14 protein-coding genes are annotated in these 17232 nt (G+C 69.6%); 6 read left to right on the forward strand and 8 right to left on the reverse strand.

All coding sequences use genetic code 11. The annotated features are described in order from the left end of the window. Window positions 1-242: 242 nt before the first annotated feature. The 5 genes from leuA to ABZ319_RS21840 form a co-directional block, all read right to left on the reverse strand. The gene (gene leuA / locus ABZ319_RS21820; protein ID WP_354988290.1) at window positions 243-2045 is read right to left on the reverse strand and encodes a 2-isopropylmalate synthase; all 1803 of its coding nucleotides are present in this window, start codon (window positions 2043-2045) and stop codon (window positions 243-245) included. A gap of 209 nt (window positions 2046-2254) precedes the next feature. Continuing rightward, window positions 2255-3328: a putative zinc-binding metallopeptidase gene (locus tag ABZ319_RS21825; RefSeq protein ID WP_354988291.1), complete on the reverse strand. Its 1074-nt coding sequence runs from the start codon at window positions 3326-3328 to the stop codon at window positions 2255-2257. Between the two features lie 19 nt (window positions 3329-3347). After that, window positions 3348-4232 carry a transglutaminase family protein gene (locus ABZ319_RS21830; RefSeq protein WP_354988292.1) on the reverse strand — a complete coding sequence of 295 codons (885 nt, stop codon included), beginning with the start codon at window positions 4230-4232 and terminating at the stop codon, window positions 3348-3350. Further along, window positions 4229-7558 carry a circularly permuted type 2 ATP-grasp protein gene (locus ABZ319_RS21835; RefSeq protein WP_354988313.1) on the reverse strand — a complete coding sequence of 1110 codons (3330 nt, stop codon included), beginning with the start codon at window positions 7556-7558 and terminating at the stop codon, window positions 4229-4231. The genes ABZ319_RS21830 and ABZ319_RS21835 overlap by 4 nt, the downstream gene beginning before the upstream one ends. Before the next feature lie 29 nt (window positions 7559-7587). After that, complete coding sequence (locus ABZ319_RS21840) at window positions 7588-11379, reverse strand: transglutaminase family protein (RefSeq protein ID WP_354988293.1); 3792 nt, start codon at window positions 11377-11379, stop codon at window positions 7588-7590. A 129-nt stretch (window positions 11380-11508) separates the two neighbouring features. On the opposite strand from ABZ319_RS21840, the gene ABZ319_RS21845 reads away from it, so the two are divergent. The 4 genes from ABZ319_RS21845 (at window position 11509) to ABZ319_RS21860 (ending at window position 14254) form a co-directional block, all read left to right on the forward strand. Beyond that, window positions 11509-11733, forward strand: a complete 225-nt coding sequence (locus tag ABZ319_RS21845; protein WP_354988294.1) for a hypothetical protein — start codon at window positions 11509-11511, stop codon at window positions 11731-11733. Between the two features lie 91 nt (window positions 11734-11824). Further along, window positions 11825-12466 carry a hypothetical protein gene (locus ABZ319_RS21850; protein ID WP_354988295.1) on the forward strand — a complete coding sequence of 214 codons (642 nt, stop codon included), beginning with the start codon at window positions 11825-11827 and terminating at the stop codon, window positions 12464-12466. A 224-nt stretch (window positions 12467-12690) separates the two neighbouring features. Further along, a complete protein-coding gene (locus ABZ319_RS21855) occupies window positions 12691-13926 on the forward strand; it encodes a hypothetical protein (protein WP_354988296.1) in 1236 nt (411 codons plus the stop codon). Between the two features lie 136 nt (window positions 13927-14062). Continuing rightward, a complete protein-coding gene (locus ABZ319_RS21860; protein ID WP_354988297.1) occupies window positions 14063-14254 on the forward strand; it encodes a hypothetical protein in 192 nt (63 codons plus the stop codon). Window positions 14255-14329: 75 nt separating this feature from the next. On the opposite strand, the gene recR is transcribed toward ABZ319_RS21860, so the two are convergent. Together recR and ABZ319_RS21870 are read right to left on the reverse strand one after the other, a co-directional pair. Further along, window positions 14330-14938 (reverse strand): recombination mediator RecR, encoded by a 609-nt coding sequence (gene recR / locus ABZ319_RS21865; protein ID WP_354988298.1) that lies wholly within the window; start codon window positions 14936-14938, stop codon window positions 14330-14332. Window positions 14939-14971: 33 nt separating this feature from the next. After that, window positions 14972-15304, reverse strand: a complete 333-nt coding sequence (locus ABZ319_RS21870; RefSeq protein WP_354988299.1) for a YbaB/EbfC family nucleoid-associated protein — start codon at window positions 15302-15304, stop codon at window positions 14972-14974. Window positions 15305-15395: 91 nt separating this feature from the next. On the opposite strand from ABZ319_RS21870, the gene ABZ319_RS21875 reads away from it, so the two are divergent. Together ABZ319_RS21875 and ABZ319_RS21880 are read left to right on the forward strand one after the other, a co-directional pair. After that, on the forward strand, window positions 15396-16214 hold the full coding sequence (locus ABZ319_RS21875; protein WP_354988300.1) for a MerR family transcriptional regulator: 819 nt from the start codon (window positions 15396-15398) through the stop codon (window positions 16212-16214). A 38-nt stretch (window positions 16215-16252) separates the two neighbouring features. Further along, on the forward strand, window positions 16253-16603 hold the full coding sequence (locus ABZ319_RS21880; RefSeq protein ID WP_354988301.1) for a VOC family protein: 351 nt from the start codon (window positions 16253-16255) through the stop codon (window positions 16601-16603). 161 nt (window positions 16604-16764) lie between these two features. On the opposite strand, the gene ABZ319_RS21885 is transcribed toward ABZ319_RS21880, so the two are convergent. Beyond that, a complete protein-coding gene (locus tag ABZ319_RS21885) occupies window positions 16765-17199 on the reverse strand; it encodes an SRPBCC family protein (RefSeq protein WP_354988302.1) in 435 nt (144 codons plus the stop codon). Window positions 17200-17232: the final 33 nt, after the last annotated feature.

Genomic DNA, 17232 nt, shown 5'->3' on the forward strand with positions numbered 1-17232 from the left:
AGAGAGCTCGGCGCTAATGCAAGCACAACGCTAGCAGCTGTCCCGCCTCTCCGAATCTTCAGCGCACAGCTCAGGGCCGTAGCCCGCCCCGCGTCCGTGCTCGCGGTCCGTGCGCCCCCGATCCCGGGCGTACCCGGGAGTTACCCCCATCCCGCGAATTCAGTCCTCCCGTACCGGGACTCGCGTCCCGCGTACGCGAGAGCCCGCCCCGGCGGCCGGAGCGGGCTCTGCGGTAAGACTTCTCAGCTGGTGCGGGCCGCGCGGTTGACCGCGGAGACGACCGCGCGCAACGAGGCCGTGGTGATGGAGGTGGCGATGCCGACGCCCCACGTCACCTTCTCGCCGATGGCGCATTCGACGTACGCCGCGGCCTGGGCGTCGTCGCCGGAGGACATGGCGTGCTCGCTGTAGTCCAGCACGCTGACCTCGTAGCCGATGGTGCCCAGCGCGTCGACGAACGACGCGAGCGGACCGTTGCCCTCACCCGCGATGGCCTGCTCGACGCCGCCGACCTTGACCACGGCCTCGATGTGATCGACGCCGCCGTCCAGCTCGGAGGCCGTGACCTTCTGGCGGATGCGCTCCAGCGGCAGGATCGGGGTCAGGTACTCCTCGGAGAAGACGTCCCACATCTCCTTCGGGGTGACCTCGCCGCCCTCGCCGTCGGTGATCTTCTGGATCGCCTGCGAGAACTCGATCTGCAGCCGGCGCGGCAGCACCAGCCCGTGATCGGTCTTCATGATGTAGGCGACGCCGCCCTTGCCGGACTGCGAATTCACCCGGATGACAGCCTCGTACGTGCGGCCGACGTCCTTGGGATCGATGGGCAGGTACGGGACCTCCCAGATGATGTCGTCGACATCGGAGCCCGCGGCGTCGGCGGCGGCCTTCATCGCGTCCAGGCCCTTGTTGATGGCGTCCTGATGCGAACCCGAGAACGCGGTGTAGACCAGATCGCCGCCGTACGGGTGGCGCTCGGCCACGGGCAGCTGGTTGCAGTACTCGACGGTGCGGCGGATCTCGTCGATGTTCGAGAAGTCGATCTGCGGATCCACCCCGCGGCTGAACATGTTCATGCCCAGGGTCACCAGGCAGACGTTGCCGGTGCGCTCGCCGTTGCCGAACAGGCAACCCTCGATGCGATCGGCGCCGGCCTGGTAGCCCAGTTCGGCGGCGGCCACGGCGGTGCCGCGGTCGTTGTGCGGGTGCAGCGACAGCACGATGGAGTCGCGGCGCTCGAGGTTGCGGTGCATCCACTCGATGGAGTCGGCGTAGACGTTGGGCGTCGCCATCTCCACGGTCGCGGGCAGGTTGATGATCAGCGGCTTGTCCGGGGTCGGCGCGATGATCGCCGAGACCGCGTCGCAGACCTCCTTGGCGTAGCCCAGCTCGGTGCCGGTGTAGGACTCCGGGCTGTACTCGTAGCGCCAGTTGGTGTCCGGGTGCCGCTGCTCGATCTCCAGGCACAGGGTGGCGGCGTCGGTGGCGATCTTCTTCACCGCGTCGCGGTCCGCGCGGAAGACCACGCGGCGCTGCAGGACCGAGGTGGAGTTGTAGAAGTGCACGATGACGTTCGGTGCCCCGGCGCAGGCTTCGAAGGTGCGCTCGATCAGCTCGGCGCGGGCCTGGGTCAGCACCTGAATGGTGACGTCGTCCGGCACGGCGCCGTCTTCGATGATCTCGCGGACGAAGTCGAAGTCGGTCTGCGAGGCGGACGGGAAGCCGACCTCGATCTCCTTGTAGCCCATGCGGACCAGCAGGTCGAACATGCGGCGCTTGCGGGCCGGGCTCATGGGGTCGATGAGCGCCTGGTTGCCGTCGCGCAGATCCACCGCACACCAGGAGGGCGCGCGATCGATGACCTTGTCCGGCCAGGTGCGGTCGGGCAGTTCCACCGCCTCGACCTCTTCGGCGTACGGCCGATACCGGAACACCGGCATGGAGGAGTTCTTCTGCTTGTTCCACGCGGGCTGGTCGGCGGGCGCGGGCTTGCTCGGCGCGGTGATGGAGCGCGAGCCGGATACGAACGCATCAGCGGGTGACATAGCGATTTATCTCCGAAGTGTGGCTGGAAATCCCAGGTGTGGGTTTAGACCGGCACGACTAGCACCCGCGACGGGAGGCCAGTCCGTATCAGACCCCGTCGCGGCGGCAAAGGAGGAGAAGTGCCCGCTGCATGATGATCAGGAGTTTACAGGTCTGCAATGCGCCCCCGGAAGCAGGGGAGGCACGCGCCACACCGGCGAACCGGGTTTTACCGGTTTGCCGCATTTGCACACAGCTCGTGAATGAAGCGCATCTTGTCCAGCACCGGTTCGGCCAGCACGAAGGGGTACAGGTCGCGGTGGCCCATCGAGCGATTGACCATGTTCAGCGCCCAGGCCAGCGGCAACCACAGATCGATGATGCGATCGAAGCCCGCGCGACCCACCTGCGGGCGTTCCAGGGTGGCGCCGGCCGGGGCGAATCCGAAGGCCGCGGCGGTGTCCAGGGTGTCCCGGATGTGGAGGTAGTGGGCGAAGGTCTCGGCCCAGTCCTCGGCGGGGTGCATGGTCGCGTACGAGGAGACGAAGGAGTCCTCCCAGCCGGACGGCGGGCCCGAGCGGTAGTGCCGATCCAGCGCCTCCTGGTAGTCGGCGAACGGATCGCCGAACAGCTCGCGGGAGAGCTCCAGATCGGCGTCCGCGGTGACCAGGACCGGGAAGTAGTAGTGCCCGATCTCATGCCGGAAGTGACCGAGCAGGGTCCGGTAGGGCTCGTCCATGGCGACCCGCAGCTGCTCGCGGTGCACGTCGTCGCCCTCGGCGAGGTCGAGCGTGATGACCCCGTTCTCGTGACCGGTCATGACCTGCTGTGATCCGCTGGCCAGCAGATCGAAGGCGAGACCGAAATCGGGATCGGCGGTGCGATCGACGATCGGCAGGCCGAGTTCGGTGAGCTCGAGGACCAGGCGGCGTTTGGCGGCCTCGGCCTCGGCGAAGGCGGGCAGCCACTTGTCGTCCTGGTCGGCGGGCCGGGTGCGGGTGAGCCGGCAGGATTCGCAGAGGGTGGGACCACCGCTGCGAGGCACCAGCCAGTTGCACTGGGCCACATGGCGGTTGTCGCAGAGCCGGAACTCCTGGGCGTCGACGGTGCCGCTGGTGAAATCGCGGGCGCTGTCCCCCGGATCGTCCTGATCGCCCGCCGCGCGGGCGGGGTCGCCGTCCGCCGCCAGGATCAGCAGCGCCCGGTCGGCCAGCCCGAAGCCGAGCGGGCTCCCGCATTGGAGACAGAGCGAATTCTCGAAGGCCAATTGCTGGCCGCACTGGGGACAGCTGAAATCACGCATGGCGCAACACCTCGATCGTTCAAGCGGACAACGGGGCCACGTCCACCGACACGCTGATGGTGCTCTCCTTGGCGTCGGTGTAGATGATGCCGCGGACCGGCGGAACATCCGCGTAGTCCCGGCCCCACGCCAGGGTGACGTACCGCTCGTCGGCGAACTGATTGTTGGTGGGATCGAAATCGAGCCATCCGCCCTCGGCGCTGCCGTCCGGCAGCCACACCGCGGCCCAGGCATGCGTGGCGTCCACCCCGACCATGCGTTCCTTGCCGGGCGGCGGATCGGTGGCGAGGTAGCCCGAGACGTAGCGCCCGGCCAGGCCGAGCGAGCGCAGGCAGGCGATGCCGAGACGGGCGAAGTCCTGGCAGACGCCCGCGCGGGCGGCGAAGACGTCGGCCACCCGCGTGCTGACCGTGGTGGAGCCGGACTCGTAGGTGAAGTCGGTGAAGATGCGGGTGTTCAGCTCGGTCACCGCCGCGAGCAGCGAGCGGCCGGGCGGGAAGGATTCGGCGGCGTAGGCGGCGACCTCGGGAATGATCTCGGGCGGGACCAGATCGAGGGTGAATTCCACCGCCAGCGGGCCGTTCTCGTGAGTGGGCCGGGCCTGTTCCCACGGCTGGTCGGCGGCCGAGACGGGCGCGCGGCGCACTTCGACCACCGATTCCCCGGTCACCTCGAGGCGGCGGTGGTCAGCGGTGACGTGGAAGTACAGCGTGGTGTTGTCGTAGACGTCGGTGCCCACCGAGCGATCCGAGGGCACCGGATCGACGCGGATGTCGTGCGAAAGCAGTTGCTGGCCCGCGAATTCGCGCGGTGTCAGGTAGGCGCGGCCGTAGGAACTGGTGACCGCGTCGGAGTAGACGTAGACCGTGCGGTGCAGGACCCGGTAGCGGCGTGCGGCGCTCATCCGACCACCCGGGCCGATCCCCACAGCGGCTGGGTTTCGCGAGGCACGGAAAGCCGGGTGCTCTCGAAGGATTCGGAGACCTTGCGCAGGCGCAGATGGACGCCGTCGAGCAGTTCGGCCAGTTCGGTGCGGCAGCCCTGTGCGTCGATGACCTCCAGGTCGGCGGGATCCAGCCGGTGCAGCATGCGCTGGGCGTCGCTCAGGAGTCGTTGCGGGCGCGCGGATCCGGCCGCGGCGGGCAGCGCGAGGAAGTGGGCTTCGAGGCGGGCGAGCTGGTAGGCGAGCGAGCGCGGGTTGCTCGCGTCGAACAGCAACAGCGCGGCCAGGGCGGCCACTCGGACCGAATCCCGATGGCGGCGGCGGTAACTCACCGAGGAGACGGTGGCCCGCAGCACCGCCTCGGTCACGACCCGCCCGACCGGGGCGGGATAGGTGTCGGTCAGCGCCGCGGCCAGCAGCGAGCACAGCGCCAGCCCGCGTTCGATGCGGCGGCCGATGTCCATGACGCGCCACCCGGTGTCGCGGACCATGGATTCGCCGTCGATCCCGGCCAGCGACAGCAGCCCCGCGAGCGCCCGCGAATGCACGGCCGACAGCGCCGCGCCCTGATCCCCCCGCGCACCCCGATACTCCGCCAGCGCCCGGTCCACCGAACCCAGCACCATCCAGGTGTCCGGCGAGAGCTGGTCGCGCACCGCCCGCGCCGCTTTCCCGTACCGCTCCATGGCGTAGGCGACCGACCCGGGCAGCTCCCGGTCCACGGTCAGCGCCACCAGGTAGTCGTGGTCGCTCCGCGAGGCCCCCGGCAGCGCGATCGGCATGGTCGGCTGGTCCGAGAACTCCCGCCGCCGCTGCTCGCGCCGCGCCGCGACCCCGGGGTCCGGACCCCCGGCCGCGGAACCGGACCCGGTCCCGCCCGCCGACTGCGACTGTGCCCCTTGCGATTGCGACTGTCCGCCTTGACTCTGGGACTGTCCCCCTTGCGATTGCGATTGCCCGCCCTGGCTCTGGGACTGCCCGCCCTGCGACTGGGACTGACTGCCCTGGCTCTGCGACTGTCCGCCCTGCGACTGGGACTGACTGCCCTGGCTCTGCGACTGTCCGCCCTGCGACTGGGACTGACTGCCCTGGCTCTGCGACTGTCCGCCTTGCGATTGCGATTGCCCGCCCTGGTCCTGCGACTGCCCACCTTGCGACTGTGACTGCGACGAACCACCCTGGTCCTGCGTCCGACCGCTCTGTGACCGGGATTGCCCGCCCCGGGGTTCGGATTGCCCATCCGGGCTCTGTGACTGTTCACTCCGCCACTGCGGCAACGCATCTCGGGCGTGTTCACCGACCGGCGAATACCCCTGCCCGGCAGCTGGTTCGGCGTCCGCTCCCTGCGACTGGCCGCCAGGGCCCTGCCGCTGGCCCGTCCCGCCCTGGCGCAGGCTGCTGGTCTGGAGCTGCTGGTTCAGCCAGTCCGATTGGGCGACAGATTGTTTCGGAGCGGGCGGGGCCGTGCCCGTCATGTGGCCGAGGGCGGCGATGAGGATCGGCATCGCGTCCGCGCCCTCCATCCAGGGGCGGTAGCGGTAGTCCTGGTGGCGGTCGTGCGTGGCGCTGAGCAGGCGGACCGTCGCCTCGGCGCGTTCGCCGTAGCGGCCCAGCCAGAACAGATCGCTCAGGACGCGGGGCGAGCTGACGACCTCCAGGGCCGCGACGGCCGGGGTGCGGTGTTCGCGCTCCTCGGCGACCTCGACGGCGGGCACGGGGGTGGGGGTGGCGCGGACCCAGATGTCCTTGGCCGCGGCCTCGCCGACCATGCCGTCCGGCCCGGTGCGCTGATGCAGTTGCCCGAGCCCGCCGGCCATGACCCGGTACCCCACCCGGCCGGCCAGGGAGAACAGCCGCATCTCGACCGGGGACGCGGCCAGGGTCCCGCCGCCCGCGACGGCCGGGGCCAGGGAGAAGCGCGCCGGCTCCTGCCCGACCCACTTCCAGCCCTCGGCCTCGATGCGCGCCCGCCACCGCGCCCGCTGTTCGCGGGTGAGCAGCGCGCCGAAGACGGTGGTCCCGTCCCGGGTGGAGCGCAGGATCAGCCGGTGCAGATTGCCGATCAGGTAGGAGCGCTGGAGATCGTCTCCGCCCCAATAGGTTTCGACACTCGGTAGCTTCAGGTCCTGGTCCAGCAGCATGCGGGACAGCCGCGGCAGGAACGCCGCCAGCGCCGGGGTCTCCAGCACCCCGCTGCCGAGGGTGTTGACCACGGTGACCGCGCCGCGGCGCAGGACCTCCACCAGACCCACCACCCCGAGCCGGGAGTCGGGCCGCAGATCCAGCGGATCGGAGAATTCGGCGTCCACGCGGCGCAGCACCACGTCGACCTGTTCGAGGGTGCCGAGCGAGCGCATCCACAGCCGCCCGTCCCGCACCACCAGGTCGGCGTTCTCGACCAGCGGGAACCCCAGCACCGACGCCAGATACGCCTGATCGAAGGCGGTTTCCGAATGCGGGCCGGGGCTGAGCACCACGACGGTCGGCTCTTCGTCCGCGGCGCGCGGCGCGGCCTCGATCAGCATGAGCCGCATGGCGCGCACGAAGGGCGTGAGCGGCAGCGGGCTGGCGAGTTCGAAGGCTTCGGGGATGGCGGCCGACACCACGCGACGGTCGGCGAGGGCGTAGCCCGCGCCCGAAGGCGCCTGCGCCCAGTCCGCGAGCACCCGGAACCCGCCGTCGCTCCAGCGGCTGATGTCGCAGGCGTGCAGGAACAGCTGATGCCGGCCGGGCAGCGTGATCCCGTGCGCGGCACGCATGTACCCGCTGTAGCCGAACACGATCTGCGGGGGCAGCAGCCCGGAGGTGATGGTGCGGCGCGGCCCGTACACGTCGGCCAGGATCGCGTCGAGCAGCCGCGAACGCTGCACCACACCGGCTTCCAGCCCCGCCCAGTCCGGTGCGGTGAGCAGCAGCGGAATGGGGTCGAGCCGCCAGGGCTTGGCCGCCGCGGGTTCGGTGGCCGAGCCGCCCAGCTCGGTGTAGGTGATGCCGTCGTCCTCGATGAGGCGGCGGACCCGGGCGTCGAGCCGGTCCAGGCCCGCGCCACCCTGGTCCAGGAGGTCGCCGGCGAGTTCGGCCCACGGCGGGCGCAACCGCCCGCGCCCGTCCACCAGTTCGTCGTGGTACCCGTCGGTGGGCAGGCCGCAGGCATCGAACGCGCCGGTATTTGCCGCCGCCGCACGGTATTTCGCGTACTGTTCGGCGGCCGCCGGGCTCATGCCCGCCGTGCCCCAGCGGTCCGGTCGCCCGGACCCGGCGTCGCCCGGGGGCGTCGCGTCGAGCATTGTCACCGCAACCACTTCCCGCCGCGTGCCTATCGGTCGCCGGGCAGGCCCCACACCGTGCGCGCCCGCCGTAGGTCGAGGATCCCGGGCGCACCGATATCCGTGGCCTGCATGGCTATTCTGGCACGCAGATCGGCGATGTCCACCGGACCGGGCGTATGCCCGGCCGGTTCGAAACGCCGGTTGCGCCGCGATTGCGCCGCCAGGTCGTTCACCGGCGGCCCCGGGTAGAACATGCCGCCCGGATGCGAGACGTGATAGGTGCAGCCGCCGCGGGACAGTCCCGCCTCGATGTCGACGACGTCGAAGACCAGCGGCGCGTCCACGGTGATGCTGGGGTGCAGCGCGTTCGGCGGCTGCCAGGCTCGGTAGCGCACGCCCGCGACCTGCGTATCCTCCTTGCCCGCGGGCATGAGCGGCACCGGGAAACCGTTGCAGGTGAGCAGGTATCGCCCGCGGTCGGCGCCGGTGACGCGCACCTGCAGCCGTTCCACGGACGAGTCGACGTAGCGGGCGGTGCCGCTCGCGGTGGTCTGCTCGCCCAGGGTGTTCCACGGCTCGATGGCGCCGCGCAGTTCCACTTCCATACCACCGAGTACCACCGTGCCGATGCGCGGAAAACGGAATTCGAAGAACGGATCGAGCCAGCTCATATCGAAATCGATGCCGTGCGCGCGCAGATCGGCCACGACCTCGGCGATATCGGCCGCCAGGAAGTGCGGCAGCAGGTACCGGCCGTGCAGGTTGACCCCGTGCCGCAGCAGCGGCGCGGTGTACGGGCGCTCCCAGCAGCGCAGTACGAGCGCGCGCACCAGCAGCGACTGCACCATGGCCATGCGGAAGTGCGGCGGCATCTCGAAGCCGCGCAGTTCCACCAGGCCCAGGCGGCCGCGCGCGGAGTCCGGGCTGTACAGCTTGTCGATGCAGAACTCGGCCCGATGGGTGTTGCCGGTGAGGTCGGTGAGCAGGTGCCGCAGCGCGCGGTCCACCACCCACGGCGCGGAAAGCTGTTCCCCGGCATCGGATTCGCCCGCCGGGTGCAGTCGCGCGATCTCCGCGAACGCGATCTCCAGCTCGTACAGCGACTCCGGGCGGCCCTCGTCCACCCGCGGGGCCTGCGAGGTGGGCCCGATGAAGCGGCCGGAGAACAGGTAGGACAGCGCCGGATGCCGCTGCCAGTACGTCAGCAGCGAAACCAGCAGGTCCGGCCGCCGCAGCATGGGCGAGCGGGCGGGCGTCCAGCCGCCCAGCGTGATGTGGTTGCCGCCGCCGGTGCCGCCGTGCGTGCCGTCCACGTCGAATTTCTCGGTGCCGAGCCGGGCCAGACGCGCCTGCTCGTAGAGGGTGTCCAGCAGTTCGGCCTGCTCGGCGAAGGTCTCGGCGGGCTGCACGTTGACCTCGATGACGCCGGGGTCCGGCGTGATGGACAGGCTGTGCAGCCGGGCGTCCACCGGCGGCGGATAGCCCTCCAGCACCACCGGCTCCCCCACCGTCGCCACCGCCTCCTCGATCCGGCACACCAGATCGAAGTAGGCGTCCAGTTCGGTGACCGGCGGCAGGAAGACGAACATCCGCCCGCGCCGCACCTCCACCACGAGGGCGGTGATCGGCGCGTCGTACGCGGGCACCACCGCCGCGTCCGGTTCGCCCGCCAGCGGCCGTGCGCGCGGCGGTGCGACGGGGTCGTTCTCGACCGTCTCGGGCGGCGGCTCCCACGAGATGGAGCCCAACGGCAGCCGCAGCCCGGCCGGAGAGTCGCCCTCCGTCAACACGATTCGCCCGCGCCGCAGCCGCCAGTCCGCGCTCGCCCAGCCCCCGCCGTCCGGCCGGCGATGCAGCGGCAGTACATACGCCGCGGGCTCCCCCGCCGACTCGTCCAGCCGCGCGAGCAATTCGGCCCGCGCGCGGTCCGAATCCCGTTCCGGCACCAGGTCGTCGATCTCCGAGACCGGATCACCCCACGGCACACGGGCTTTCGCCCCCATCCGCGCCAGCGAATCCTCGTACGCGGCCCGGACCTGACTCTCCGGCAGTCCCAGCCCGTCGGCGATATGCGCCAGCACGGACCGCGCGGAATCCGCGGTACCGATGCCCGCGCCCTCCGCGCCGGGGCCCGATCCCACCGCCACCGATTCCGAGGCACGCCACGAATGCTCTTGTGCTGAGGCACTGTTCCGACCGAGATCGGTACCGGCGCCGGGTGGTGGAGGAACGACGGAGGTGTCGGCCACGAGCGCCGCGCCGACGGCCGCCGGGGCGGCAGAGCGCTCCGATTCGTTCGTCGACCCGGGCCGCGCGGCAACCGGACTACCCGCACCATCGGGACCATCGCCACCCTCGGGATCCACCCGGTGCTCCGACGGTAGATGTTGTCCGGCACTGCCGAACTCGGCCACCGGCCCGTTTCGCAGCATGGCCGCGATGTCCGTCCCGCCGGGCAGGCCGTTGATCCGGGCAGGTCCCGAGGCAGGCGTGGCCGCCGAACCGTTCGGCGAGACATCGCCCGGACCAGTCGGCGCCGGGTCCGCCGGTGCGGGGGCGGCGGGGAGCCAGGGGTCTATCAGCAGGTCGGGGTAGTGCCAGAGGGGTTTGCCGTCGGCGCGCCAGAGCAGGGCTATGTCCCAGCGAGGCAGGGGTTCGCCGGGGTACCACTTGCCCTGGCGGTACTGGACCAGGCCGGTGGGGGCGTAGATCCGGCGCAGGCGGCGGGCGAGGTCGGCGGCGCGTTCGCGTTTGTGCGGGCCGTCGGCGTCGGTGGTCCATTCGGGGCCGGTCTGGTCGTCGATGGAGACGAAGGTGGGTTCGCCGCCGACGGTGAGCCCGATCCCCGCGTCGCGCGCGCGGAGATCGACCGCCGCCCCGGTGGCGGCGATGCGATTCCACTGAACGTCGCTGTAGGGCAGCGTTACTCGCGGATCCTCGTGGACACGGCGGACGGTGTTGGAGAACTCCAGGGTGGCGAGCACCGGATCGGTCGCACCGGTGATGGGTGCGGAGGACACCGGGTGCGGGGTGGCAGCCAGCGGAATATGGCCCTCCCCGGCGAACAGCCCGGAGGTGGGGTCCAGGCCCACCCAGCCCGCGCCCGGCAGATACACCTCGGTCCAGGCGTGCAGGTCGGTGAAGTCGGCGGGCGGGCCGGAGGGCCCGTCCAGGGACGGCGTGTCCTGCGCCAGCTGGATGAGGTACCCCGAGACGAACCGGGCGGCCAGCCCGTACTCGCGCAGGATCGACACCAGCAGCCAGGCCGAATCACGGCAGGAGCCCAGCGCCGAGCGCAGGGTGTGATCGGGGGTCTGCACACCCGGTTCGAGCCGGATGGTGTACCCGACGTCCCGGCGCAGCGCCTGGTTGATCGCGATCAGGAATTCGATGGTGCGCGGCTGCGAGCGGGGCGGGTTGGCGCGCACCCACTCGCGGACCAGTTCACCTGTGCCCGAACCGGGTTCGCCCTCGTCGACCGGGCGCAGATACGCCTCCAGATCGGCGGTCAGTTCCCGGGGATAGCGGAACGGGAAGTGCTCGGCGTACTCCTCGACGAAGAAGTCGAACGGGTTGATGGCGTCCATCTCGGCCACGAGCCCGATCACCACGGACAACTCGCGCGCGGGTTCGTGAAAGACCAGGCGCGCCAAGAAGTTCCCGAACGCGTCCTGCTGCCAGTTGACCCAGTGCGCGGCCGGATCCACCCGCATGGAGTACGCCTCGATGCTGGTGCGCGTATGCGGCGCAGGCCGCAATCGCACCACGTGCGGGTGGATTCGCACCGGGCGGTCGAAGGTGTAGGTCGTGCGATGCTCGAGGGAAACTCGAATCCCCATAATCAAGTTCACCACGCGAGAGCGGTGACACGCGGGCTTATTACCGACAGAAAGGACGACACGCGGCGACCTCCCACAGATGCCGCGGGGGTGTGCGCACACTCGTAGGGACGATTGGAGGAGGTTTCGATGAGCACTTCGGTGTGCCGGCTCTGCGCAGCGGCCCTGGATCACTGCCACGGGACGCTGATCGCACACGCCGACGGGTCCTTCGAATGCACCGATTGGGGCTGCGCCGCGGCCGATCGGGTGCGGCACCCCTACCTGGCCGACTGTTCGACGGTGGCCGGCGGCTGCGAATGCGTAGTGGCGGAGGTCGTTTCACACCGCGCGCCGCAGAGCCTAGCGGGCTGATCCGCCGCACCGCCCGGTTCCGCCACGCCGTCGCGACAGGCTTCGGTGGCCTCGCGCCGACCCCCGGCGACCCGGCAACTAGCCTGGTCAGGTGAGCTACGACCACGTATTGCTGCCCTCCGGTGCCGCCGCGACCCCCGACGCCGTCGACGCGTACCTGTCCACGCAGGACGGGAAACCCGCCGCGGACGTGGTGGCCGAGATCGCGGCCGAACTCGATCGGCGCAATGCCGAACTCCCGGAGTCGGACGCGTTCCTGGCCGCGCCGGCGGCGGACGGCACCATCGGCGCCACGCTTTTCGTATCCAGCCCCATTGACGCGGTGGGGCACGTACGGGGGCTGCTGTTCGAGTTGGCGACCCCGCACGGGTACGCCGTCTACGATCCGCAGCTGACCTGGCTGATCGATCCGGCCGATCACGTACCGGTCGCCGTGTCGCACGGCGGGGCGGGCGAATTCCCCTATCTCACAAACAAACTCGTCCAGCAGTGGATCCCGGAGCTGAGCCAGCCGGGACCGTATCTGATCGTCGAGAGCGGTGACCAGATCTACATCCAGACCTATCGCAACGAGGACGGCCGCTACGAACTCGAATATCGCGACGGCTCGCCCGAGCGGCATTTCGGCGTGCGGGTGGAGGATCCGCAGACGGTGGCGGATCTGATCTGGTCCTGGACCACCGGCGACCGTTCCCGGTTCGAGACCCTGGACTGGCAGCGCCTGACCTTCTGACCGACGCGGGCCCGAGCCCGCACGTGCATCCGAACAGCCCGGGACGCGAGCGCGTCCCGGGCTGTCTTGCGCCGCGAACGGGCGACTTACACCGGGTCAGCCGATTTTGGCTAATGCACAGCCAACATTTCACATTTCGGACTTCTTAAGGTAATCCTTACCTAAATTAGACCGATGTCCAGTTGGCGTCTTCCGGATGCCTGGACCTACCCCCGGAAGATTCGATGAGGCTCACCCGACTCGCGCCGTTCGTCGGCGCGTTCACCATCGCCGCGCTGGTCGGCACCGCGACCCTGACTCCGCTCGCCGCCCCCGCGCAGGCGGAGACGGCGACCGAAACGCTCGCCGGCGTGGCGATCAGCGACGCGAACTGCGCTACCGGCGCAACAACTTTCGACGATGTCATCACCGCCGCCGCCACCGCCCTGCGCACGGTCGTGCCCGCGGATCAGCATCCGGCATACGACCAGCAAGTACAGGACTTCCGGCAGACGGTGGCCGCCACCCGCGTCCACCGCAATGTGCTGCCGGTCGACCCGGCCACCCTCGGCGCGAAGGTCGAGGACATCGACGACCCGATCGTCACCTACCTGGTCAACGGGCTGGACGCGGTGCGCACCGGCCGCATGGACACCACCGTCTCGGTCTCGGAGCTGACCCTCGAGCACGTGGTCGAGGTCTTCCTGTTGGCCAACCGGATCGTCAAGATTCCGACGCAGCTGCTCACCACCATGATCCCGCGGGTGGGGTCGATGCTGGTCGGCATGGTCGGCAGCATGTTCAAGGGCGTGCACCGGCTGGGCCGCAGTATTCAGGACCGGATCGGCGACACCTGCAATCCGCCGAACGCGTACGAGCCGCTGGATCTGTCCTTCGCCGAAGAGGCGATCGAGCTCGAATTCCCGGTGCCCGCCGAACTCGCCCATTTGGCGAATCAGTTCGTGCTCGCCGATGAAAGCTGCACTCCGGCAGGCGAGCTGAACACCGCCGCCGTTCTCGAACGCACCCGCGCTTTTCTGGCCACCTCGGATCAGTTGCCATTCGATCTGCCCACCCTGCACGCGGCCACCGATGCGCTGCACGCATTTCTGCGTGATCACCAAGTCGCGAAACCGCTGATCCTGCGTCCCACAGCGGAACTCGGCGCCATTCCGGCAATCCTCGATTACGGCCCGCTGACCCTGCTCACCAATCTCGGCTTCGATATCTACGAGGGCAAGGCGCACCACACCGTGCCGTTGAGCGAGGTCACCATCGAGAATTCGATGGATCTGGCCTATGTGACCGCCGATACCGCGAGCCTGCTGATGGCGCTCGGCAGCATGGCGGCCGGAATCGGTGGCGTCGGTTCGGAGATTCTGACGCCCATCACAATTGCGCGGGTTCTGGCCTTCGCGCCGTTGAAATACGGCTGGCCGGTTATGCGGGGCGTACTGCGCTCCATGTGCGCGGCCGAGTAACAAGCGCATCTCGATTCGGATTCCGGCACCCGCGCAATGAACTGCGCGCGGGCGCCGGAAAGCTAACATTTCGAAATATTCGCACGCGGTGCCGTCCGATTTGCTTTCGAAATCCGTCCGAGACGAGGAGAGAGCTTTGAAGCTACGCCCGAGGCCGAGCACACCGAGACTGCGCAAGAGCCTGGCCGTGCTGGTCGGCATCGCGGCCGCACTGGCCGCGGTGGTCGCACTGCACGCCACCGGAGCGGGCGCGGACGTTCCTCGCAACAGCCAGCACATGCCGTGCCCCCAGCCCGCGGCCATGCCCGCGCCGCCGGTCTGGACCTAGCCGGACGGGTTCGAGTTCACCCGGGAGCGACGCGGCAGCGATGCCGCGCCGCCATCGAGGGAACGAACGGCCACCTCAGAGTGCGCGGCGACCGGACAGCGCCCGGCCGAGCGTGAGCTCGTCCGCGAACTCCAGATCCCCGCCCATGGGCAGACCCGACGCCAGCCGGGTCACGCTCAGGCCTGGGAAATCGCGCAGCATGCGCACCAGATACGTCGCCGTCGCCTCACCCTCGGTGTTGGGATCGGTCGCGATGATGACCTCGCTGACGTCGACGCCGTCGTCCTGATTGCCGATGCGGGTCAGCAGCTCCCGGATCCGGAGCTGATCCGGGCCGACGCCCGAGAGCGGATCCAGCGCACCGCCCAGTACGTGATAGCGGCCGCGGAACTCCCGCGTGCGCTCGATGGCCTGCACGTCCTTGGGCTCCTCGACCACACAGATCATGGTGCGATCGCGCCGCGGGTCGGAGCAGATGCGGCAGCGTTCACCGTCGGAGACCGTGCCGCAGACCACGCAGAAACGTACGCCGTCGCGCACCTTCTGCAGCGCCGCCTGCAGGCGATCGATCTCCGGCGGTTCCACCGAGAGAAAATGAAAAGCGATGCGCTGGGCGCTCTTCGGACCGACACCGGGCAGTTTGCCCAGCTCGTCGATGAGATCCTGAACCGGACCCTCGTACACGCCTGTTCCTCTCCGCCGCTGTCCCGGCCGCGATCAGAAGCCGGGCAGCGCGCCGCCGCCGAGACCGCCGGCCAGCGGGCCGAGCCGATCCGCGGCCAGTTCCTGGGCATTCTCCATGGCGTTGTTGATCGCGCCGATGACCAGGTCCTGCAGCGTCTCCGCGTCCTCCGGGTCGATGATCTTGGGGTCGATGGTCAACGCGAGAATCTCGCCGGTGGCGCGAATGCGGACGCGCACCAGACCGCCGCCCGCCTCACCGTCCACCTCGGCCGCCGCGATCTCCTGCTGCGCGGCCATCACGGCCTGCTGCATCTGCTGGGCCTGGGCCATCAACTGCTGGATATCGAACTCTCCACCGGGCTGCACGACGTGTCCTCTCTGCGGGGATGTGATCGGTCACCAGCCTACAAGCGGAGGGTCTTGACTCTCCCCCGGTGGGAGAGTGTTCGCTGAAGGCATGACAGCGACGGTTCCGATCGGGGAGTTCTCCCGGCTCAGTTATCTCAGCGTGAAGGCGCTGCGCTACTACCACGAGATCGAGCTGCTCGAACCGGCCGCGGTCGACCCGGGCACCGGCTATCGGTTCTACTCCACCGATCAGGTGGATCAGGCCCATCTCATTCGCCGGCTGCGCGAGCTGAACATGCCGGTGCCCGAGATCAAGGCGGTGCTCGCGGCCCCGGACCGGGCCGCCCGGGACGAGGCGCTGCGCGCGCACCTCGAGCGGATGGAGGCCGAGCTGACCCGCACCCGCGACGTCGTCGCCTCCCTGCGGACGCTGCTGCTGCCGCCCGCGAGCATTCCACTCGCGGTCGAATATCGTTCCGTCGCAAGCCATCCCGCGCTGGTCCTGAATGAGACGGTGGGCCGGGACGGCATCGGCGACTGGTGCGACACCAGCTTCGGCACGCTGTATCAGGGGCTGGCGCGCGCGGAGATCGAGCCCGCAGGACCGGCCGGAGCCACCTACGACATGGAGTTCTTCGAGCAGGAGAACGGCGAGGTCATGGCGTACGTGCCGATCACCCCGGCCGACCGGTCGCGCGCCGCGGTGGTGGGCCGGGTGCTGGAACTGCCCGCCCGGCGCTTCGCGGTCGCCGTGCACCTGGGCCCCTTCACCGAGTTCGACCGCACCTACGGCGCGCTGGGCAGCCACGTCGCCGAGCACGACACCGCGCTCGCCGAGCCGGTCCGCGAGATCTACCTGGCCGGACCGGACGACGCCGACGAGTCCGGCTACATCACCGAGATCTGCTGGCCCATCGGCCGGCTCTGAGCACCACCCGAGTTCATCCGACCCGACAGGAGACCGTCATGGCCATCAAGATCGCCAACATCACCATCGACTCCGGGAACGCCGCGGAGCTGGCCGCGTTCTGGGCGCAACTGCTCGACCGCACCGTAGACCCGGACGGCAACGAGCACTTCGCCACCGTCGGCCAGAGCACCGGCCAGAGCCCGACGCTCATGTTCATCCACGTCCCGGACAAGAACCCCGGCAAGAACGTCGTCCACCTGGACCTGCTGTCGGACGACCTGCCCGGCGGCATCGAGCGCGCGGTCGCCCTCGGCGCCAAGCACATCGCCGATTTCGACGAGTACGGCATGAAGTGGACGACCCTGTCGGATCCGGAGGGCAACCTCTTCGACATCGCGGCGGGCTGAGGGTCATCGCCGGGCACGGCCCGGCTTACCCGAACGACTGCCGCCCGCCCCGTATTCACGGGGCGGGCGGCAGTGTCGAATTGTTCGGGGTCGCGCGCCCCACACCGTTCGGGGTCGTGCGGCCCGCTCCGCATCCGGTCGGGCCGAATGCGGGACGGCGGTTACACCAGTTCGGCCTTCAGCTTCTCCAGCACCTCGGCCTGGATCTTCTTCAGGCCCAGGGGCGCGAAGATGCCCTCGAAGATGCCGCCGATGCCGCCGGCGCCCTTCCAGCTGGTGCGCACGGTGACCAGCGAGCCGCTGCCCTCGGGGGTGACGGTCCAGGTGGTGACCATGGAGGAGTTCGAATCACGTTCGGTCACCATGGAATCGGAGACCGAGATGGCCGCGCGCACGTTGCGCTGGCGCTTCTCGGTGGCCTGCAGCGTCCATTCCACGACGGTGCCCGCGCCCTTGCCACCCTCGACCACCTTGTAGTCGCGGTAGTGCGAGGAGAGGATGCGCGGCCGCACCGACTCGTAGTCGGCGATCGCGTCGAGCGTGCGCTTCGGATCCGCCGTGACGACGATCGAACTGGAGGCGCTGACCTGTCCCACCATGTGCTCCTTTGTGATTCCCGGCTGAGTGCC

The sequence above is a fragment of the Nocardia sp. NPDC005978 genome (assembly GCF_040614455.1).
GTDB lineage: Bacteria > Actinomycetota > Actinomycetes > Mycobacteriales > Mycobacteriaceae > Nocardia.

What these genes read in the sequence shown, in the direction of transcription:
- ABZ319_RS21845 (WP_354988294.1), top strand. Translation starts at nt 11,509, where the DNA reads ATGAGCACTTCGGTGTGCCGGCTCTGCGCAGCGGCCCTGGATCACTGC.
- ABZ319_RS21875 (WP_354988300.1), top strand. Translation starts at nt 15,396, where the DNA reads ATGACAGCGACGGTTCCGATCGGGGAGTTCTCCCGGCTCAGTTATCTC.
- ABZ319_RS21855 (WP_354988296.1), top strand. Translation starts at nt 12,691, where the DNA reads ATGAGGCTCACCCGACTCGCGCCGTTCGTCGGCGCGTTCACCATCGCC.
- ABZ319_RS21830 (WP_354988292.1), bottom strand. Translation starts at nt 4,232, where the DNA reads ATGAGCGCCGCACGCCGCTACCGGGTCCTGCACCGCACGGTCTACGTC.
- leuA (WP_354988290.1), bottom strand. Translation starts at nt 2,045, where the DNA reads ATGTCACCCGCTGATGCGTTCGTATCCGGCTCGCGCTCCATCACCGCG.
- ABZ319_RS21880 (WP_354988301.1), top strand. Translation starts at nt 16,253, where the DNA reads ATGGCCATCAAGATCGCCAACATCACCATCGACTCCGGGAACGCCGCG.
- ABZ319_RS21825 (WP_354988291.1), bottom strand. Translation starts at nt 3,328, where the DNA reads ATGCGTGATTTCAGCTGTCCCCAGTGCGGCCAGCAATTGGCCTTCGAG.
- ABZ319_RS21840 (WP_354988293.1), bottom strand. Translation starts at nt 11,379, where the DNA reads ATGGGGATTCGAGTTTCCCTCGAGCATCGCACGACCTACACCTTCGAC.
- ABZ319_RS21835 (WP_354988313.1), bottom strand. Translation starts at nt 7,558, where the DNA reads ATGCTCGACGCGACGCCCCCGGGCGACGCCGGGTCCGGGCGACCGGAC.